Genomic DNA, 18,570 nt, shown 5'->3' on the forward strand with positions numbered 1-18,570 from the left:
GGGGTGTTCCGCGGCGCCCCTCGATGAGCTTCAGACCAGCCGGCGATCCAGGCGGATGATGCGGCAGGGATCGCCCGCCCGCGCGGGCGGGGCGTGCGGCTCGCGGATCAGCAGGGCCTCGGCCTGGCCGAGCACCGCCAGCATCGAGGAATCCTGGCGCCGCTCCGGTGTCGCCTCGGGCAGGCGGTCGGGCGCCGTGCGCAGGGTCGCCCGCATGTAGTCCTGGCGACCGTCATTGGCCTCGAGGTCGCGGCCGAGGAGCGCCGGCTCGCTGCGGTCGGCCCCCGCGTTCGGATCGCCGAGCAGGGCGCGGATCGCCGGCAGGACGAAGAGCAGGCCGCAGACGATCGAGGAGACCGGGTTGCCGGGCAACCCGATCACCAGCATGGGCCCAAGCCGGCCGTGCATCAGCGGCTTGCCGGGGCGCAGCGCCACCCGCCAGAATCCGAGTTCCAGCCCCTCCTTCGCCAGCGCCGCCTGGACGAGGTCGTGGTCGCCGACCGAGGCGCCGCCTAGCGTCACCAGAAGGTCGGCCCGGGCTCCGCGCGCGCGGCGGAAGGCCTCCTCCAGGGCGGCGTGCTCGTCGCGGACCACGCCGAGATCGACCGGCTCGCCGCCGGCCGACCCGACGAGGGCCGAGAGCGCGAAGGTGTTCGAGGCGACGATCTGGTCCCAGGCGGGCGCGGCGCCCGGAAGGACCAGCTCGTCGCCGGTCGCCAGGATCGCGACGCGGGGGCGGCGGCGCAGGCCGAGCACGGGATGCCCGGCCGCGGCCGCGAGCGCGAGGCGGCGCGCGTCGAGGGTCTCGCCCGCCCGAAGGAGCGTGTCGCCGGCCGAGAAATCGAGCCCCGCGCGGCGGACGAAGCGCTCGGGCACGACCGGCTCCAGCACGCGCACCGTGTCGTCCTCCGCCTCGGCGTTCTCCTGGATCAGGATCGCGTCGGCGCCCTCCGGCACGGGGGCGCCGGTGAAGATCCGCACCGCCTCACCCGCCTCGAGCGCGCCGCGGAAGCCGTGGCCCGCCGCGCTGGTGCCGACGCGCCGCAGGATCGCGCCGGCGCGGCCGGCGTCCTGGGCGCGCACCGCGTAGCCGTCCATGGCCGACGCCCGGAAGGGCGGCTGCGTGCGGGTGGCCGCGACGTCCACGGCGAGGGACCGGCCGGCGGCCTGGGCGAGGGGCACGTCCTCGGCCTCGACCGGCCCGGGCACGCTCGCCAGGATCCGGGCAAGCGCCTCCGCGACCGGGATCGGCCCGCTCACGCCTCGGCCCTGTAGGCGCCCGAGCGGCCGCCGTCCTTGGCCATGAGCCGGACGCCCTCGATGCGCATCCCGCGATCGACCGCCTTCACCATGTCGTAGACCGTGAGGCAGGCGACCGAGACCGCGGTCAGTGCCTCCATCTCGACGCCGGTCGGGCCCTGCACCCGCACCTCGGCGGTCACGCGCAGGCCCGGCAGGGCCTCGTCGACCGCGCAATCGACCCGGACCTTCGAGAGGAGCAGCGGGTGGCAGAGAGGGATCAGTTCGTGGGTGCGCTTGGCGGCCATGATGCCGGCGAGCCGCGCCGTGCCGATCACGTCGCCCTTCTTGGCGTCGCCCTCGCGGATCAGCGCCAGGGTCTCGGGGCGCATCACCACGCAGCCCTCGGCGGTCGCGGTACGGTCGGTCGCCGCCTTGTCGGTGACGTCGACCATGTTGGCCGCGCCGCTGGCGTCGAGATGGGTGAGGCCGCTCATGCTCCCTCAGGCCTTGTCGCCGAAGAGCAGGCCGCGGGTCGCGGCCGTGACGTCGGCCTGCCGCATCAGGCTCTCGCCGACCAGCACCGTGTCGAGCCCGTGCTCGCGCAGGCGCCGCACGTCGGCGTGGGTGGAGATGCCGCTCTCCGCCACCGCGATGCGGTCCTGCGGGATGCCCGGCGCCAAGCGGATCGCGGTCTCGAAGGAGACCTCGAAGGTCTTCAGGTTGCGGTTGTTCACGCCGATCATCGCCGCACCCAGCGGGATGGCGCGGGCGAGTTCGGCCGCGTCGTGCACCTCGACCAGCGCGTCCATGCCGAGGTCGTGGGCGCTCTCCACGAGGGCCTCGGCCTCCTCGTCCTCCAGGCAGGCCATGATGACGAGGATGCAGTCGGCGCCCCAGGCGCGGGCCTCGTAGACCTGGTAGGGTTCGAACAGGAAATCCTTGCGCAGGACCGGCAGCGCGCAGGCCTTGCGCGCCGCGGTGAGGTATTCGGGCCGGCCCTGGAAGGAGGGCTCGTCGGTAAGTACCGACAGGCAGGTGGCGCCGCCGGCCTCGTAGGCCTTCGCGAGCGCGGCGGGCTCGAAATCGGCCCGGATCAGGCCCTTCGAGGGCGAGGCCTTCTTCACCTCGGCGATGAGCGCCGGGCGGCCCTGCCCGACATGGGTGCGGATCGCCGCCGCGAAGCCGCGGGGCGGCTCGGCCTTGGCGACGCGGTTCTCGAGCTTGGAGAGCGGCACGCGCAGCTTCGCCTCGGCGATCTCGCGGCGCTTGTAGGCCTCGATGCGGGCGAGCACGCTCGGGCGCTCGGACGCGTCCGTCGCGGCATCGTCCCGGACGGCCTCTTGCGTGGATGCGGAGGACATCGCTGCTCCTTAGGCGTTCGAGACCGCGACGAGGCGGGCGAGCGTCGCGCGCGCGGCGCCCGAATCGATCGCATCCTGCGCCCGCACGACGCCCTCTTCCAGGGTGCCGGCGGCGGCTGCGACCACGAGGGCGGCGCCCGCGTTGAGAACCGCGATGTCGCGGTAGGCGTTGCGCGCGCCGTCGAGCACCCCTGCGAGCGCCCGGGCGTTGTGCTCGGGGTCGCCGCCACGCAGGTCGTCGAGGGCGTGCAGCGGCAGCCCGACCGTGCGCGGGTCGATGGTGAAGCGCGAGATCCGCCCGTCCTCCAGCGCGACGACCGCGGTCGGCCCCGTCACCGTGATCTCGTCGAGCCCGTCCGAGCCGTGAACCGTCCAGACCCGGCGGCTGCCGAGTTCGGCCAGCACGTGGGTCAGCGGCTCGGCCCAGGCGGCTTGCGAGACGCCGAAGAGCTGGTGCTCGACGCCGGCCGGGTTCGAGAGCGGCCCCAGCAGGTTGAAGATGGTGCGCACCGGCAGCTCCGCCCGTACGGGCGCGACGTGCCGCATGGCGCCGTGATGGGCCTGGGCGAACATGAAGCAGAGCCCGGCCTCCGCGAGGCAGCGGCTCAGCCCCTCGGGCGGGAGCCCGAGCCTGACGCCGAGCGCGGCGAGCACGTCGGCCGCGCCCGAGCGCGAGGTGGCGGCGCGGTTGCCGTGCTTGGCCACCGGCACGCCGCAGGCGGCGGTGACGAGGGCGGCGAGCGTCGAGACGTTGTAGCTGCCCGAATGGTCGCCCCCGGTGCCGACCACGTCGACGGCGCCCGGCACGCCCGCCACCCGCACCATGCGGGCGCGCATCGCCTCGACGGCGCCGACGATCTCGTCCCGGCTCTCGCCGCGGACCTTCAGGGCGATCAGGAAGGCGCCGGCCTGGACGGGCGTGACCTCGCCCGACAGCAGGTCGTCGAAGGCGGCGCGGGCCTCCGCGCGGTCGAGCGCGAGGCCGCCCGCGACCTTCGCCAGATGGGGCTTGAACGAATCCATGCGCGCGGGGTGCTGTGCGGCCTCAGGTCCGCGCGTCAATGCACGCCGGGACCGCGCTTGTCACGCTCGGCATGCCCGGGGCGGCGCCGCTCGGCGTTCCAGGCGGCCGCGATGTCGAGGAAGTTGCCGAGCATCCGGCTGCCGTGGTGCGAGAGCACGCTCTCGGGATGGAACTGCACCGCGTGCACCGGCAGGTCCCGGTGCTCCAGCCCCATGATCAGCCCGTCCGCCTCCGCGGTCACGCCGAGCGTGTCGGGCAGCTTCGCGCGCTCTACCACCAGCGAGTGGTAGCGCGTGGCATCGAAGCTGTCGTTGAGGCCGCGGAAGATGCCCGTCGCGCCGTGCCGGATGGTCGAGACCTTGCCGTGCATCGGTGTCGGCGCCCGCACGACCTCGCCGCCGAAGGCCTGCCCGATCGCCTGCAGCCCGAGGCAGACGCCGAAGATCGGGATCTCGCCGCTGAGCTGCTTCACCGCGTCGAGGCAGATGCCGGCCTCGTTCGGGGTGCAGGGGCCGGGCGAGAGCACCAGCGCGTCCGGCGCCCGCTCCCGGATGCCCGCGACGGTGATCTGGTCGTTGCGCACCACATCGACCGCGCCGCAGAGCGGGCCGATCAGGTGGACGAGATTCCACGTGAAGGAATCGTAGTTGTCGATGACGAGGACGTTGGCCATGGCGGGCGGCTTTCCGGAACGTTCCGCCGATGTGGCCGGTGCGCGTCGCCGGGTCAACGGGTGCGGGGCGCGGCAGCCCCTAGCGGCGCGAGCCGCGGTGGCGGTTGCCGGTGGTGCGGATGCCCGCGGGGCGGCCGGGCGGGTTCGGCTTGAACGGGCGCCCGGCCGAAGCCTTCGCCCCCACCTTCGCACCCGGCCGCTTGGCGCCGGAGCGGGCGCGGCCCTCCGAGAGCAGCTCGAAGCGCAGCGCCCCGGCGCTCGGCGCGGCCTCGACGAGGCGCACCTCCACCCGGTCGCCGAGCCGGAAGGTCTCGCCGGTGCGCTCGCCGACGAGCGCGTGGCGGCCCTCCTCGTGGCGGTAGTAGTCGGCGCCGATGGTCGAGACCGGCACGAAGCCGTCCGCGCCCGTCTCGTCGAGCTTGATGAACAGGCCCGAGCGCGTCACCCCGGAAATCTGGCCCGAGAAGGTCGCACCGACCCGGTCCACGAGGTGGTTGGCGATGAGCCGGTCGATGGTCTCGCGCTCGGCCGCCATGGCGCGGCGCTCGGCCGCCGAGATCTGCTCGCCGATCCGGTCGAGTTCGGGCACCGAGATGTCGGAGGGGAGCCCGTCCTTGCCGAGCCCGCACGCGGTGATCAGCGCCCGGTGCACCACGAGGTCGGCGTAGCGGCGGATCGGCGAGGTGAAGTGGGCGTAGCGGCGCAGGTTCAGCCCGAAATGGCCGAGGTTCTCCGCCGCGTAGACCGCCTGCGCCTGGGAGCGCAGGATCACCTCGTTGAGGAAGACGCCGTGCTCGCTCTCGGCCGCCGTGGCGAGGATCCGGTTGAACAGGGCGGGGCGGAGCGCCCCCTCCTTCGGCAGCTTGATGCCGACCGAGGCCAGCACCTCGCCGAGCGCCCGCATCTTCTCCAGCGCCGGCTCGTCGTGCACGCGGTAGATCAGGGGCTGGCGTGCCTGCTCCAGGGTCTCGGCGGCGGCGACGTTCGCCTGGATCATGAACTCCTCGATCAGCCGGTGCGCGTCGAGGCGCTCCGGCACGACGACGCGGTCGACCCGGCCGTCGGCGCCGATCAAGACCTTGCGCTCGGGCAGGTCGAGGGCGAGGGGGCCGCGCCGGTCGCGGGCGGTCTTCAGGGCGGCGTAGGCGGCCCAGAGCGGGCGCAGAGCCGCGTCGAGGAGCGGTTCGGTCGCGGCATCCGGGCGCCCGTCGATCGCGGCTTGCGCCTGCGCGTAGGCGAGCTTGGCGCGCGAGCGCATCATCACCCGGTGGAAGCTGTGGCGACGCTTCTCGCCCTCCGCCGAGACGATCATCCGCACGGCGATCGCCGGGCGTTTCTCACCCTCGCGCAGCGAGCAGAGGTCGTTCGAGATGCGCTCCGGCAGCATCGGCACGACCCGGTCGGGGAAGTAGACCGAGTTGCCGCGCTCCAGCGCCTCGCGGTCGAGGCTGGAGCCCGGGCGGACATAGGCGGCGACATCCGCGATCGCGACCGTGAGGATGAAGCCGCCCGGATTGGCTGGGTCGGGATCGGCCTCGGCCATCACCGCGTCGTCGTGGTCCTTGGCGTCCGGCGGGTCGATGGTGAGCAGCGGCCTCTCGCACCAATCCTCGCGGCCCCGCATCGTCGCGGCCTTCGCGGCGTCCGCCTCGGCGAGCGTGTTCTCGTGGAAGACGTGCGGGATGTTGTGCAGGTGCAGCGCGATCAGGCTCACCGCCTTCTCGGAGCCGAGCGAGCCCAGGCGCTCGCGCACCCGGCCGCGGGGCAGGCCGAAACGGGTCTCGCGCTCTAGGCTGACGCTGACGAGGTCGCCGTCGCGCGCCTCCCCCTCCTCGCCGGGCGGGATCAGGATCTCGCGGCCCTGGCCGCGCTTCTCCACCGGCTCGATGCGGCCCCCTTGCGCGCCGGCCCGGTACACGCCGATGATCTCGGCCCTGTTCTTGCCGATCACCTTGATGACGCGGCCGGTGTAGCGGCCCTCGGCCTCGCCGTCCGGCTCGACGCGCAGCAGCGCCCGGTCGCCGATGCCCGGGGCCGGCCGCTTGTCCCGGCGCCCGCCCTTGGCCGGCATCAGCACGATGGTGGGCGGCTTGCCCTCGCCGGTCCACTCGACCGGGCTCGCCACGAAGTCGCCGTGCCGGTCGCGGGAGCGGATATCGCAGAGCACCACCGGCGGCAGGCGGCCGGCCTTGGCGAGGCCGCCGCGGGAGCGGGAGATCTCGCCGTCCCCCTCGATCTCCTTGAGGATGCGCTTGAGGCCGATCTTGTCGGCGCCCTTCAGGCCGAAAGCCTGGGCGATCTCGCGCTTGCCGACCTTGTCCTTGGACTCGGCGATGAAGGCGAGGATCTGCTCGCGGGTGGGCAGGGGCGTGGGAGTCGCGGTCGCGCGCTTGGCCAAAGAATCGGGCTCGCTGCGCCGCTCCGGAGGGCGGCGCCTGTTTGAGTTCGGGGCCGGAATGCAGGGTCCGGCTGTCCCCAAGATGGTGTCGGGGAAGGTTTCCGGCAATGTCGGGCCGGGCGCCCTCAACAGCTCAGCCGGTGGAAGCGGATTTCGCGATGCGCTCGACGGCCGCGTCGATGTCGAAGCTCGCGGCCAGGATCTCGTCCAGGGCGAACGGACAGTGCCGCGGCAGGGTCAGGTTGACCCGGCCCTCCTCCGGTCGAAGCTCCGGCGCCTCGGCCGCCTGCACCGCGAGCGTCCAGGCTCCGTCCATGCGCAGGCTCTCGGCGGCCGGCGGATCGGCCGCCAGCGCGGCGAGCGCGGCCCTGGCGTTCTCCCGGTACCGGAGGCTCTTCCCGTCGTCCGAGACCAGGGCCGCCTTGATCAACTCGGCCAGGGCGTCCCGCACCCGCTCCACGCTCGCGTTCATGTCCATCCCGTGCTGTCCTCGGCCGGGCCATGGCAAGGGCGATGCCAGAGGGGGAGGGGCCCTCAGTAGGGCGTGCCCGTCCGGCGCTGCGCCCGCAGGGCCTCGGCGTACCAGGTCAACTCGTCGAGGAAGCGGTTCGTCGCCTTGGGGAGCCAGTCCTCGGTGGGCTCGCCGCCCTCGCTGAGCGCCTTCCCGATCCGCGGGATCGGCAGCAGCGAGGGGATGCTGGGGGCACCGAGCTCGGCCATCATCGCCCGCAGCTGCATCGCGGCGCGCACGCCGCCGTACTGACCGGCGGAGTAGCAGCAGATCGCCGAGGGGCGCCAGAAGTACTCCTCCAGGAAGTGGTCGAGCGTGTTCGACAGGGCCGGCGGGATGCTGTGGTTGTACTCGGCCGAGACGACCACGAAGGCGTCCGCGCGGCCGTAGAGGGCGGCGAGGGTCTCCAGGGCCTCCGGGGCTTCGCCCCGCGGATACTCCGTGTACATGCGGTCGAGCAGCGGGAGCTTCAGCGCGGCCGGATCGACCAGCGGCGCCTCGTGGCCGCGGGCCTCCAGCGCGCCGACCAGGAAGCGGGCGGCCCGCAGGCCCTGCCGGTCGGAGCGGACGCTGCCGAGGATGACGGGACAGACCAGGGACATCGGGCGCCTCTCCGCTCGGGACGTCGTTCGACCGAGAATGTCACGGAGCCCGGGCCAGGGCCAAGGGACCGGACAGGGAATGCCAAGGGACCGGCCCGGGAATCCGGCTCGGCTTGAACGGCCGGTGCACGGCTGGTAGCAAGCGAATCGGGCCGGTGTAGCACAGCGGTAGTGCAGCGGTTTTGTAAACCGAAGGTCGGGGGTTCGATCCCCTCCGCCGGCACCACGCTCCCGTCGCGGCGCCTTTCCGAGGCGGGAGGACGGTCTTGCCACAGAGCTTCCGCTCCGGTCCGGCCGACTTGAGGCCGACTCGCGGAATTCGGGCCTACACTTCGGTTACACGGGAGAAACATGATTAAAGCCGCCTGAATGCGGCTTTCAGATCCGATTGAATCCCCATCCTGTAGCTCCGGCGCCACATGGCGATGAGCCCGGCACCCGCGGACGGCCACAGGCGCCACCCGGTGTTCCGGAATCCGGCCGCTCGCCGGCCCAGCCTCATCGCGTCCGCAAGGCTACCGATGACGCAAGACCCCAACAGCGGCGCCCCCGCGGCGCCCGAGGACGTGCAGCAGTCCCGAGCCGCCCCGGTGCGCGGCCCGCGCCGCTGCCGGCTCGATCCCGCCGCCCGCGCTCGGATCGGCCGCGGCCTGCGGATACTATACGCCGAAGCGCTGACCCAGCCGGTTCCGGAGCGGCTCGAACGGCTGGTCGCCCGCCTCGGCGAGGCCGATCTCGCCTGCCCCGCGGAACAGGTCGAGGAGCCGTCGCGATGACCCGGCCCGATCTCGCCCCCGGTGCGCCGCTCACCCCCGACGCGGAGATGCGCGACATGCTGCTCGGCGCGATCCCCGCGCTCAGAGCCTTCGCGTTCTCGCTGACCTACGACCTCGACCGCAGCGACGACCTCGTGCAGGACACGCTGGTGCGCGCCTGGATCAAGGCCGACAGCTTCCGCCGCGGCACGAGCCTGACGGCGTGGCTGTTCACCATCCTGCGCAACCTGTTCTACTCCGAGCAACGCAAGCGGAAGCGCGAGGTCGAGGATGTCGACGGCAGCATCGCCGGGCGCCTCGCCAGCCTGCCCGAGCAGGAGATCCGGGTCGAGATGGAGGCGTTCCGGGGCGCCCTCGAACGGCTGCCCCTGGCGCAGCGCGAGGCCCTCATCCTCGTCGGCGCGCAGAACTTCACCTACGAGGAGGCCGCGGAGATCTGCGGCGTGCCGGCGGGGACGATGAAGAGCCGGGTCAGCCGGGCGCGGCTGCGCCTGATCGAGCTGCTCGGCATGGACGGCACGGGCGACATCGGCACCGATGCCCAGACCCGGGCGGCGCTGGGCGAGTAGCGGACGGCCGCCGGATCCGCAGCCCCGCACGGATCCCGCGCCGGGCCTCAGGGCCGGCGGTAGACCCAGACGCGGGCGGGCGGCAGGTTGAGCCAGACCCGGTTCGAGCGGTCGGCGGTGTAGCTGCCGGCCTCGCAGCGGGCCGGGATCGGCGGCACCACCGCGTAGGTGAACTGCACGAAGGGCGCGCCCGGCTGCATCAGGTCGTGGGCGGCGTTCAGCAACTCGAGGCGCTGCTCCAGCGGCTTGGTGAAGAGCGGCAGGCTGGAGATCGTGGCGGCGGCGGGCTCGTTGAGCACGTCGCCGAGGGTGCGCCGGATATCGTAGGCGTCGCCCCGGATCACCGTGACGCCGGGGAAGCGACGCGCGAGCAGGCGGCAGAAGTCCGGATTGAACTCGACCAGGACGAGGCGCTCGGGGGCCAGACCGCGGCGCAGCAGCGCCTCGGTCACAGGGCCGGTGCCGGGCCCCAGCTCGATCACCGGGCCGTCCCGGCGCGGATCGACGTAGGCGGCCATGGTGCGGGCGAGCATCTTGCCCGAGGGCGTCACCGCGCCCGTCACGAGCGGCCGCTCGAACCAGGAGCGCAGGAACCGCGCCTCGTCCTCCAGCGGATCGCGCCGCTCACCCAACCCCGCGGCCCGCGCTTTCGTGCTGGAACGACGTAACGGAGGCAAGTCCGGAGTTCCTTGTTATCGTTGGAGGATCGAGGACGACGCTCTCATACCGCCAAGCCGGCGACCCTGCTAGGGCAACGCCGCACGGGACCGGCCAAAAGCGACAACCGCGCGGAGCCCGTTTGGATCCGGCCGTCAGCGCGGTTTTTCCGGGGGAGGCGGCTCAGGCCTGTGCTGCGCCGCCGAAGAAGTCGCGCACCTTCGAGAAGAAGCCCGTGCTCTCCGGGTGGTTGTCGTCGGAAGCCGTCTTGTCGAACTCCTGCAGCAGCTCGCGCTGCCGCTTGGTCAGGTTCTGCGGGGTCTCGACGAAGACCTGGATGTAGAGGTCGCCGACCTCCCGCGAGCGCAGCACCGGCATGCCCTTGCCCTTGATGCGGAATTGCTTGGCGGTCTGGGTGCCGGCCGGGATGCGCACCTGGGTCTGCGAGCCGTCGATCACCGGCACGGTGATCTCGCCGGCGAGCGCCGCCGTCACCATCGAGATCGGCACGCGGCAGAACAGGTCCGCCCCGTCGCGCTGGAAGAAGTCGTGCGGCTTGATCGAGAGGAAGACGTAGAGGTCGCCCGCCGGCCCCCCGCGCAGGCCGCTCTCACCCTCGCCGGCCAGCCGAATGCGCAGCCCGTCATCGACGCCCGCCGGCACGTTGATCGAGAGGGTGCGCTCGCGGTTGACCCGGCCGGCCCCCGCGCACGACGCGCACGGGTCGTCCACGATCTCGCCGCGGCCGTGGCAGTTCGGGCAGGTCCGCTCGATGGCGAAGAACCCTTGCGCTGCCCGCACCCGGCCGTAGCCGCCGCAGGTCGAGCAGGTGCGCGGCTTCGAGCCGGGCTTGGCGCCCGAGCCCGCGCAGGTCTCGCAGGTGATCGAGGTCGGGATGCGGATGGTCTCGGTCTTGCCGAGGAAGGCCTCCTCCAGGCTGATCTCGAGGTTGTAGCGCAGGTCCGCCCCGCGCTCGCGGCCCGGCGCGCCGCCGCGCCCGCGGGCCTGCCCGCCGCCCCTTCCGTCGCCGAAGAAGTTGTCGAAGATGTCCGACATGAAGTCGCCGAACTCGTTGCCGAATCCGGGGCCGCCCGCGCCGCCCTGACTGAACGCGGCGTGGCCGAAGCGGTCGTAGGCCGCGCGCTTCTGGCCATCGGAGAGGCACTGGTAGGCCTCGTTCAGCTCCTTGAACTTGATCTCGGCTTCCTTGTCCCCCGGGTTGCGGTCCGGGTGGTAGGTCATCGCGAGCTTGCGGAAGGCCGTCTTCATCTGGCCGTCCGTGGCCGTCCGCTCGACGCCCAAGATCTCGTAATAGTCCCGCTTCGACATCCCTGTCCTCAAGGTCCCTCGCGCCCCACGCCACGGGGACGGGCGGCCAGCCGGTTCATGGTCGATCAGGCCGGATCGACTCTGCCCGCGCTTCCGCGACGCCGCGCGGGCCGAGCGGCATATGGGGATGCCGGTTCCCGGCCGCATCCTTGCGGCCGCGTTATCACGCCGGACCGGTTCCCGGCCAGAAGGCAGATGCGCCCGCATCGGTACTGGATTCCAAAGGTCGAGACCTTTGGCGGGTGCAGGCAAGGTTCTGGATCTTGGCCCTGCATTTGGCTTCCCCGTCCCGGCAGAGCCGGGGCGGAGAAGCCAAGCCCGGGGCACTGCCCCGGGACCCCGCCCAAGGGACTCGTCCCTCGGGGATCCCCCTACCCGAAGGCGCCGACCTCGTGCTGGATCATGCCGGAGATCTCGCGCACCTGCGCGAACATGCGTCGGATCGGGTCGAACAGGCCGGTATGCTCGGCCTCGTAGGTGCCGACATCGCGCGGGCCGGCCGGCTCGCCGAAATTCAGCCCCAGCGTCGGGTCTGGCGTGACGGGGAAGATCTCGTCGAGGAGCGCGATGCAGGCGTCGATGTCGAGGCGCAGGAAGCGCTCCAGCAACTGCTCGCGGCTCACCCCCGCCTGCGGGCGGAAGCTCGGGATGTGCACGGCCGTGAACCAGATCCGGTGGATCAGCGCGAGGCGCAGGGCGTGCAGCAGGGTGAGGCGCACCGACATCTTCCTGAGGTCGGGTGCGGCCGCCTGCAACCCGAGCCAGTCGCAGGTGAGCCGCCCGAACAGACGGCGTAACGACGGCGCGAGGTCGAGCCGCTCCAGGCTGCGCGCGACCGTGATCAATTCCTCGCGGCGCCCGTCCTTCTGCGTGCGGCGCGCCCGCTCCAGCCAGACGGCCGGGTCGAGCGTGTCGATGTAGGCGCGCAGCACGTCGAGGTCGCCGACGCTCGCGGCGTGCTGGGCCAGCCGGAAGGCGCGCGAGAAGCGCACCGAGTCGCGCCGCATCTCGCTGAAGATGTCCGGCGCCCGCTCGGCCGCCCGGCCGAGGCCGTGGAGCGCGTTGGCAAGGTAGCCCAGCTGCTGCAGGATCGCGTTGTTGGGGATCGCCCGCATCTGGCGCGGGTGGGTGATCAGCGCCGGGCCGCCGCCGTCGCTCTGGCGCGCCACGGGCCGGGAGCCGGTGCGGTCGATCAGGCTCGGGCCGAAGGTGCCGAGCAGCGCGGCGTAGCCCGGATCCTCGACCAGCGTTTCCATCTCCTGGCGCACCGCCGTGAAGAATTCGAGCGCGAAGTCGGTCTCGGCGTAGACGGGGTCGCGGGCGGCGTCCGGCCCGGCCTTGGGCTCGGCGAGCGCGTAGTCCGCGAAGGCGTCGTCCTCGGCGAGGTCGAGGGCGTAGACGTGCTCGGCGACCCGCGCGACGCTGGCCTCGGCGAGCGCGGGGGAACCGAACAGCAGGTAGCCGTCCGTGCCCTGGAAGCTCGATTCGAGGCGCACCCGGATGCCCGCGGCCCGGTTCTTGGCCCGCGCGTCCTCCGGGGCGAGGTAGGCAAGGCGGTCGCGCAGCGAGGTCGGGTGGGCGCCGCGCCCGATCGATTCGCCGTGCGTGTCGAAGATCGCGAGCTCGATGTCGGCGAGCCCGTTCTGCACCATCAGCTCGGTGATGCGCAGGCGCAGGCGCTCGATCCAGAAGGTGGCGGCGAGTTGCCCGACGTAGCGGCCGGAATCCGAGTAGCCGAACTGCACGGTGAGGCGGCCGATGCGCTTGAGATACTGGCGCCAGTGCGGGTTGCGCAGCGCGTCGTCGAGCACGCGGATCCCCTGCTCCAGCGCCTCGGCGGTCTCGAAGAGGGGCGTGATCTCCAGCCTGTCCGCGATGCCGTAGTGCCGGGCGAGCCAGAGGGCGGCGAGCAGGGTGTAGCCGGTCTCGGTCTCGGCGATGAGGAAGCGCACCGGATGGGTGCCGTCCACGTGCTTGAGGATCTGGGCGATCGTCATCATCAGCCGCGCCGCCGAAGCGCGCTCGGCCGCGAGCGCCCCGAAATCCACCGCGACCGGCGCCACGTCGTTCAGGAGCGCGTGGATCGTGGCGAGGTGCGAGCGGCGCTGGGCGGGGTCTGCCGGCTCGCCCTCGACGTCGGTGACGCGGCGCACCGCGTTGTGGATCTGGCTGGCGTTGAGCCGGAAATGCGGCAGCGCGTTCGAGAGGCCGTGGGTCGCCACGCCCGCGCGCAGCACCGCGATCGCCCGCCGGTCCGCCTCGTCCTCGGCGGCGGACATCGCGGCCGCGAGGCCGGCGAGGAGCGCCCCCGCATCGGTCTGGGCGCGGTCGCGCTCGATGATCACCGCGAGGGCGAAGCGGTGTACCGCCTCGAGGGAGGGCTTCTCGCCGAGCCGGGGTGCCACCGTGAGCTGACGGTTGACGGCGCTGAGCGCGCTCTCGGCGAGGCTCCGCACCACCTGCGTGGCGGGGATCCGCGGCAGCTGGCGCAGCACGCGGTCGAACTGCATCCGCTTCGATTCGAGGCGGTAGCGCAGCGTGTCCCACCAGCCGATATCGGTGCGCCCGTCGGTGTCGCAGCCGACCCAGCTCGCCACCGCGAGCGGGCGTGGCACCAGCTCGGTCCAGCGGTCGGGCCAGCGGCGACGGGCGGCGTCGATGAGCGCGCCGTTGAAGCCGTCGAGCGCGGCGCGGGCGTGGTTGGCGGCCACGCAGGCCTGATCGAACTCGTCGTCGAGGCTGATCTTCGGGTCGGGCCGGGTCGAGAGCGCGGCGGCCTCCGCGATCAGCGGCTCGCGCGCGGCCGGGTCGGCGAGGCTGGCGCTCCGGGCGAGGAGGGCCGCCACCGCGCGGGGCATGCCGAAGGTGGGGTGTGCGGTGAACACGATCGCGAAGGCGGTGCGGCCGACACGCTCGCGGAACGTCTCGAAATCGCCCGCGCGCTGCGGCACGGCGGCGACGAGACGGTTCGGCACGGCGGCGTCCGCGTCCGCCCTCGCGTCCTGTGGCCCGTTGAGTCCGACATAGGCCCGCAGGCGTCCGGCCCGGTCGGCCAGCGCCTGGGCGCGCAGGCGCACGAACAGGGCGTCGAGGTCGTCGCCGTCGATCTCGCCCCGGTCGAAGCGGCGGGTGATCGCCAGCGTCACGGCGAGCACGGGATTGCGGAACGGGTCCTCCGCGGCCTGCTCGCGGGAGGCCTCGATCAGGCCGCGCAGATGGGTCTCAAGCTCCTCGGGGCTTCGGCTCCGCTCGGTCTCGCGCATCGATCGGTCCTGGCTCCCTGTCGTTCGGTTCTATCCGGCGCGGCATCCGCGGGACCCCGTTCGGCTCCCCGGTGCAAGCTCCGTTCCGCTTCGTCGGCGGTCCCGCCTGATCGCGCGGCGCGGAGGCATGCGCAAGAGGCGACAGCAGGAGGCGGGACAGGGGCGCGGCGAGAGAGTGCGCGGTGAGACAGGTGCAAGAGGCGTGCGGTTCGGGTAACGGTTCGTCCGCATGGAACTCCTCCTGATCCTGGGCGCCGTGCTCGCCTGCACGGTGGTGGGCGTGATCGCGGTGCGCATGGCGGCCCAGAGCCGGCGCCCGCCCCTGCGGCTCGACAACGAACTCGACGAGCGCGACGAGGATCTGGTCACGCGGGTCGGGCCGTCGCGCAGTCCCATTGACCGCTCCGCGGAGGTGCTCGACGTCGAGCCGATCCCGCCCGCCTCCGGCCGCTCCGGCGAGAAGGCTTGAGCCCGTGGTGAGCCCGATGCGCACGCTCCCCCTCCTTCTCGCCGCCGCGCTGGTGCTCGGTCTGCCGGCCGGAACCCGCGCGCAGGAGGCGCCGGCCGCCGACGCGGCGGCCGCCCCGAAGCCGGCCCGTCCGAAGCCTCCGAAGCCGGCACCGAAGCCAAAGGCCAAGGCCGAGACGGCGCCCGCCGCACCGGCGCCCGAGGCGCGGCCCGCCGAGCCCCTGCGCGCTCCGGCTCCGGCCATCGACCGCGCGCCCCTCGACGCGACCTTCGCGGCGCCGCCGACCATCGCCTGCGGCTCGCAGGCGGCGCGCTTCGAGGGCGAGAAGGGCTTCGAGGTGTTCGTGACCCGGGTCGGGCGGGCGCAGGTCGAGAACCCGCTGCGCCCCCTCACGCCGGAGACGACCGAGGTGCTGCAGGTGGCGATCGGCGGCAAGCTGGCGACCGCCTACGGGCCCGACCTCTCCGCCCTCCGGCGCGGCGGTCCACCGGGCGCGATCGAGGCGCAGCTCGGGACCGCCATCCGCTGGCGGGAGACGCTGCCGCCGCTGCCCGACCCGCTGAGCATCGTCTCCGAGGACGGCCGCCCCCTCGCGCGCCTCGGCTTCCGGGAATGCACCGCGGCGCCCGCCGTGAAGGCGCCTCCGCCGGTCGCGGCCCGCAAGGAGGCGAAGCCGGCGCGCGCGGCCAAGACCCGGGAGGCCGCTCCGAAGCTCGAGGGCGAAGCGGTGCCCGCCCGAGGCCAGGCGAAGGCCGCGCCCAGGGTGCCGCCCGGTTTCAGCCTGCCGCAGGGCGCGATCGGCGAGTGAGTGCGGCGACGCACCGAGATTTCACGGGAAAACCCCCGGGCGGCGCGCGGTCGCCCCGCGAGATGCAAGGAAATCGCAACGCATGAACCCGGCGATGACGGCCGCGCAGGTGATCGCTGCCCTGGGGCTCGCGCCCCATCCCGAGGGCGGCCATTACCGCGAGACCTTCCGCGACCCCAGCGCGGTCGCGGGCCGCTCGGTCGGCACGGCGATCTACTACCTGCTCGACGTGGGTGAGGTCTCGGCCTGGCACCGGGTCGATGCCGCCGAGATCTGGCACTGGTACGCGGGCGCGCCGCTGGTGCTCACGGTCAGCCCGAACGGGCACGACGCGGCGGCCCACCATCTCGGGCCCGACCTCACCCGCAACCAGCGCCCGCAGCACGTGGTCCCGGCCGGCCACTGGCAGACCGCGACGAGTCTCGGAGCCTGGACGCTCGTCGGCTGCACCGTCGCGCCGGGCTTCGACTTCGCGGGCTTCGAGATGGCGCCGCCGGACTGGCGGCCGACGCCGCGCTGACGGCCCGGCGCCGGGGCGCCGGACCCGCATCTACCGGATCAGACGAAGTGCTGGCCGCCGTTGATGGTCAGCGTCGAGCCGTTGACGAAGCCGGCCTCGTCGCTGGCGAGGTACTCGACCGCGTGGGCGATCTCGTCGGCCTCGCCGAGGCGGCCGGTTGGGATCGTGGAGATGATCTTGTTGCGGATATCTTCCGGCACCGCCATCACCATCTCGGTGGCGATGTAGCCCGGGGCAATCACGTTCACGGTGATGCCCTTCGAGGCGCTCTCCTGTGCCAGCGCCTTGGCGAAGCCGATCACGCCGGCCTTGGCGGCCGAGTAGTTGGTCTGGCCGGCCTGGCCCTTCTGGCCGTTGATCGACGAGATGATGATGATGCGGCCGAAGTTGCGCGAGCGCATGCCGTCGATCAGCGGGCGGGTGCAGGTGAACATCGAGTCGAGGTTGGTGCGGATCACCGCCTGCCACTTCTCGAAGGTCATCTTGTGGAAGGCACCGTCGCGGGTGATGCCGGCGTTGTTGACCAGGACCTCGACGGGTCCGAGTTCGGCTTCGATCGCCTTGATGCCGGCCTCGCAGCTGGCGAGGTCGCCCACGTCGAACTTGAAGACCGGGATGCCGGTTTCGGCCTTGAAGGCGTTGGCGGCCTCGTCGTTGCCGCCGTAATTGGCGGCGACCCGGTAGCCCTTGTCCTTCAGCCGCTTCGAGATCGCCGCGCCGATGCCGCGGGTGCCGCCGGTGACGAGGGCGACGCGTCCTTGAGCCATGGTTTCCTCCGGATGTTCTTGTTGGGATTGCCGCTCAACCGGGGGCGGCGTGCCCCCGCGCGATGGGCGCATCTTGCCCATCGCGCGCGGACCGCGCACCGAATTTATTCTTGAGAACCGGTTGAAAGCGTTTCAGCGCGGGGCGGCTTGTCCCGCCCCCGCCGGGAACCGTGGGCGATCAGGGCCGCTCGAGGCACATGGCGACGCCCATGCCGCCGCCGATGCAGAGGGTGGCCAGCCCCTTCTTGGCGTCGCGCCGCTTCATCTCGTGCAGCAGGGTCACGAGGACGCGCGCGCCCGAGGCGCCGATCGGGTGGCCGATGGCGATGGCGCCGCCGTTGACGTTCACCTTGGCGTCGTCCCAGCCCATGTCCTTGTTCACCGCGAGCGCCTGGGCGGCGAAGGCCTCGTTGGCCTCGATCAGGTCGAGGTCGGAGGGCTTCCAGCCGGCCTTGTCGAGGGCCTTGCGCGAGGCCGGGATCGGGCCGGTGCCCATCACCTTCGGATCCACGCCCGCGGTCGCCCACGACTTGATCTTGGCGAGCGGTGTGAGGCCGCGCCGCTCGGCCTCGGAGGCCGACATCAGCACGATCGCCGCCGCGCCGTCGTTGAGGCCCGAGGCGTTGGCGGCCGTGACCGTGCCGTCCTTCGAGAAGGCGGGCTTGAGCTTGGCCATCGCCTCGACGGTCGCGCCGTCGCGGATGTACTCGTCGGTGTCCACGACCGTGTCGCCCTTCCGGCCCGGCACCGTGACGGGGGCGATCTCCTCCTTGAAGCGGCCCTCCTTGCGGGCGGCCTCGGCCTTGTTCTGCGAGCGGGTCGCGAACTGGTCCTGCTGCTCGCGGGTGAGCTGGAAGGCCTGGGCCACGTTCTCGGCGGTCGTGCCCATGTGGTAGCCGTTGAAGGCGTCCCAGAGCCCGTCCTTGATCATGGTGTCGACGAGCTTGACGTCGCCCATCTTCTGGCCGCCGCGGAGGTACTGCGCGTGGGGCGAGAGCGACATCGATTCCTGGCCGCCGGCCACGATCACCGTGGCGTCGCCGTTGGCGATCTGCTGCATGCCGATCGCGACGGTGCGCAGGCCGGAGCCGCAGACCTGGTTGAGCCCCCAGGCGGTGGCCTTCTCGGGGATGCCGGCCGCGATGGCGGCCTGACGGGCCGGGTTCTGGCCGGCGCCCGCGGTGAGCACCTGGCCGAAGATCACCTCGTCCACGTCGTCGGGCGAGACCTTGGCCCGCTCCAGCGCGGCCTGGATCGCCACCTTGCCGAGTTCGTGCGCGGGCACGCTGCCGAACGCGCCGCCGAACGAGCCCACCGGGGTGCGCGCCGCGCCGACGATGACGATCTCCTCGCTGCCTGCCATCTTGCGTTCTCCTCTGGCGGCCGGCGCGGCTTCAGACGTGTCCGCACTCGGGTCCGTTGATGGGATGAAGGGCCTGGGCACGGCGAAGTCAAGCCGCCCAAAGGGCCATCGCTGACGACCGGCGCGGGCCGGAAAGTTGGCTTTGCCGGCGCGTTATGCATGATTGTGCCGGGAAAGGTGCCGAATTGCGGTTTTCGACGCCGCATGAAAGCCTTACGTTCTGCAAGCGGTCGCATCG

Annotated in this window: 18 protein-coding genes and 1 tRNA gene; 6 read left to right on the top strand and 13 right to left on the bottom strand. The window is 72.6% G+C overall.

The window, feature by feature from the left end; all coding sequences use genetic code 11:
• Nucleotides 1-30: 30 nt before the first annotated feature.
• From MFF56_RS11915 to MFF56_RS11950, 8 genes are all read right to left on the bottom strand, one after another.
• Complete coding sequence (locus MFF56_RS11915; RefSeq protein ID WP_066923271.1) at nt 31-1,260, bottom strand: molybdopterin molybdotransferase MoeA; 1,230 nt, start codon at nt 1,258-1,260, stop codon at nt 31-33.
• Entirely contained in the window at nt 1,257-1,736 is a 480-nt protein-coding gene (gene moaC / locus MFF56_RS11920; RefSeq protein ID WP_066923268.1) for a cyclic pyranopterin monophosphate synthase MoaC, read from the bottom strand. The genes MFF56_RS11915 and moaC overlap by 4 nt, the downstream gene beginning before the upstream one ends.
• Nucleotides 1,737-1,742: 6 nt before the next feature.
• Nucleotides 1,743-2,603: an indole-3-glycerol phosphate synthase TrpC gene (gene trpC, locus MFF56_RS11925; protein ID WP_066923265.1), complete on the bottom strand. Its 861-nt coding sequence runs from the start codon at nt 2,601-2,603 to the stop codon at nt 1,743-1,745.
• Between the two features lie 9 nt (nt 2,604-2,612).
• Complete coding sequence (gene trpD, locus MFF56_RS11930) at nt 2,613-3,626, bottom strand: anthranilate phosphoribosyltransferase (RefSeq protein ID WP_066923262.1); 1,014 nt, start codon at nt 3,624-3,626, stop codon at nt 2,613-2,615.
• Nucleotides 3,627-3,661: 35 nt separating this feature from the next.
• Nucleotides 3,662-4,300, bottom strand: a complete 639-nt coding sequence (locus tag MFF56_RS11935; RefSeq protein ID WP_066923259.1) for an anthranilate synthase component II — start codon at nt 4,298-4,300, stop codon at nt 3,662-3,664.
• 79 nt (nt 4,301-4,379) lie between these two features.
• Nucleotides 4,380-6,698, bottom strand: a complete 2,319-nt coding sequence (gene rnr / locus MFF56_RS11940) for a ribonuclease R (protein ID WP_066923256.1) — start codon at nt 6,696-6,698, stop codon at nt 4,380-4,382.
• Between the two features lie 133 nt (nt 6,699-6,831).
• The gene (locus MFF56_RS11945) at nt 6,832-7,170 is read right to left on the bottom strand and encodes a hypothetical protein (RefSeq protein ID WP_066923277.1); all 339 of its coding nucleotides are present in this window, start codon (nt 7,168-7,170) and stop codon (nt 6,832-6,834) included.
• 62 nt (nt 7,171-7,232) lie between these two features.
• Nucleotides 7,233-7,811 carry an NADPH-dependent FMN reductase gene (locus MFF56_RS11950; protein ID WP_066923252.1) on the bottom strand — a complete coding sequence of 193 codons (579 nt, stop codon included), beginning with the start codon at nt 7,809-7,811 and terminating at the stop codon, nt 7,233-7,235.
• A gap of 151 nt (nt 7,812-7,962) precedes the next feature.
• Between MFF56_RS11950 and MFF56_RS11955 the strand changes: the two genes are divergently transcribed.
• The 3 genes from MFF56_RS11955 (at nt 7,963) to MFF56_RS11965 (ending at nt 9,156) form a co-directional block, all read left to right on the top strand.
• Nucleotides 7,963-8,037: transfer RNA gene (locus MFF56_RS11955), tRNA-Thr, on the top strand.
• A 295-nt stretch (nt 8,038-8,332) separates the two neighbouring features.
• Nucleotides 8,333-8,587: a NepR family anti-sigma factor gene (locus MFF56_RS11960; protein ID WP_197430607.1), complete on the top strand. Its 255-nt coding sequence runs from the start codon at nt 8,333-8,335 to the stop codon at nt 8,585-8,587.
• The gene (locus MFF56_RS11965; protein ID WP_066923246.1) at nt 8,584-9,156 is read left to right on the top strand and encodes a sigma-70 family RNA polymerase sigma factor; all 573 of its coding nucleotides are present in this window, start codon (nt 8,584-8,586) and stop codon (nt 9,154-9,156) included. The genes MFF56_RS11960 and MFF56_RS11965 overlap by 4 nt, the downstream gene beginning before the upstream one ends.
• A 47-nt stretch (nt 9,157-9,203) precedes the next feature.
• Here MFF56_RS11965 and MFF56_RS11970 read toward each other — a convergent pair whose 3' ends face one another.
• The 3 genes from MFF56_RS11970 to MFF56_RS11980 form a co-directional block, all read right to left on the bottom strand.
• The gene (locus tag MFF56_RS11970) at nt 9,204-9,833 is read right to left on the bottom strand and encodes a class I SAM-dependent methyltransferase (RefSeq protein ID WP_066923244.1); all 630 of its coding nucleotides are present in this window, start codon (nt 9,831-9,833) and stop codon (nt 9,204-9,206) included.
• A 163-nt stretch (nt 9,834-9,996) separates the two neighbouring features.
• A complete protein-coding gene (gene dnaJ / locus MFF56_RS11975) occupies nt 9,997-11,142 on the bottom strand; it encodes a molecular chaperone DnaJ (RefSeq protein ID WP_238230050.1) in 1,146 nt (381 codons plus the stop codon).
• Nucleotides 11,143-11,513: 371 nt separating this feature from the next.
• Nucleotides 11,514-14,405 (bottom strand): phosphoenolpyruvate carboxylase, encoded by a 2,892-nt coding sequence (locus tag MFF56_RS11980; RefSeq protein ID WP_238230051.1) that lies wholly within the window; start codon nt 14,403-14,405, stop codon nt 11,514-11,516.
• A 229-nt stretch (nt 14,406-14,634) separates the two neighbouring features.
• On the opposite strand from MFF56_RS11980, the gene MFF56_RS11985 reads away from it, so the two are divergent.
• The 3 genes from MFF56_RS11985 to MFF56_RS11995 all read left to right on the top strand — a co-directional run bounded on the left by MFF56_RS11985 (nt 14,635) and on the right by MFF56_RS11995 (nt 16,202).
• Complete coding sequence (locus tag MFF56_RS11985; protein ID WP_066922357.1) at nt 14,635-14,874, top strand: hypothetical protein; 240 nt, start codon at nt 14,635-14,637, stop codon at nt 14,872-14,874.
• 16 nt (nt 14,875-14,890) lie between these two features.
• Nucleotides 14,891-15,682 (top strand): hypothetical protein, encoded by a 792-nt coding sequence (locus MFF56_RS11990; RefSeq protein ID WP_066922355.1) that lies wholly within the window; start codon nt 14,891-14,893, stop codon nt 15,680-15,682.
• An 82-nt stretch (nt 15,683-15,764) separates the two neighbouring features.
• Entirely contained in the window at nt 15,765-16,202 is a 438-nt protein-coding gene (locus tag MFF56_RS11995; protein ID WP_066922353.1) for a cupin domain-containing protein, read from the top strand.
• 38 nt (nt 16,203-16,240) lie between these two features.
• On the opposite strand, the gene phbB is transcribed toward MFF56_RS11995, so the two are convergent.
• Nucleotides 16,241-16,969: an acetoacetyl-CoA reductase gene (gene phbB, locus MFF56_RS12000; RefSeq protein WP_066922351.1), complete on the bottom strand. Its 729-nt coding sequence runs from the start codon at nt 16,967-16,969 to the stop codon at nt 16,241-16,243.
• A gap of 178 nt (nt 16,970-17,147) precedes the next feature.
• A complete protein-coding gene (locus tag MFF56_RS12005) occupies nt 17,148-18,332 on the bottom strand; it encodes an acetyl-CoA C-acetyltransferase (RefSeq protein WP_066922349.1) in 1,185 nt (394 codons plus the stop codon).
• Nucleotides 18,333-18,570 lie beyond the last annotated feature (238 nt).

The organism is Methylobacterium hispanicum, assembly GCF_022179285.1.
GTDB lineage: Bacteria > Pseudomonadota > Alphaproteobacteria > Rhizobiales > Beijerinckiaceae > Methylobacterium > Methylobacterium hispanicum.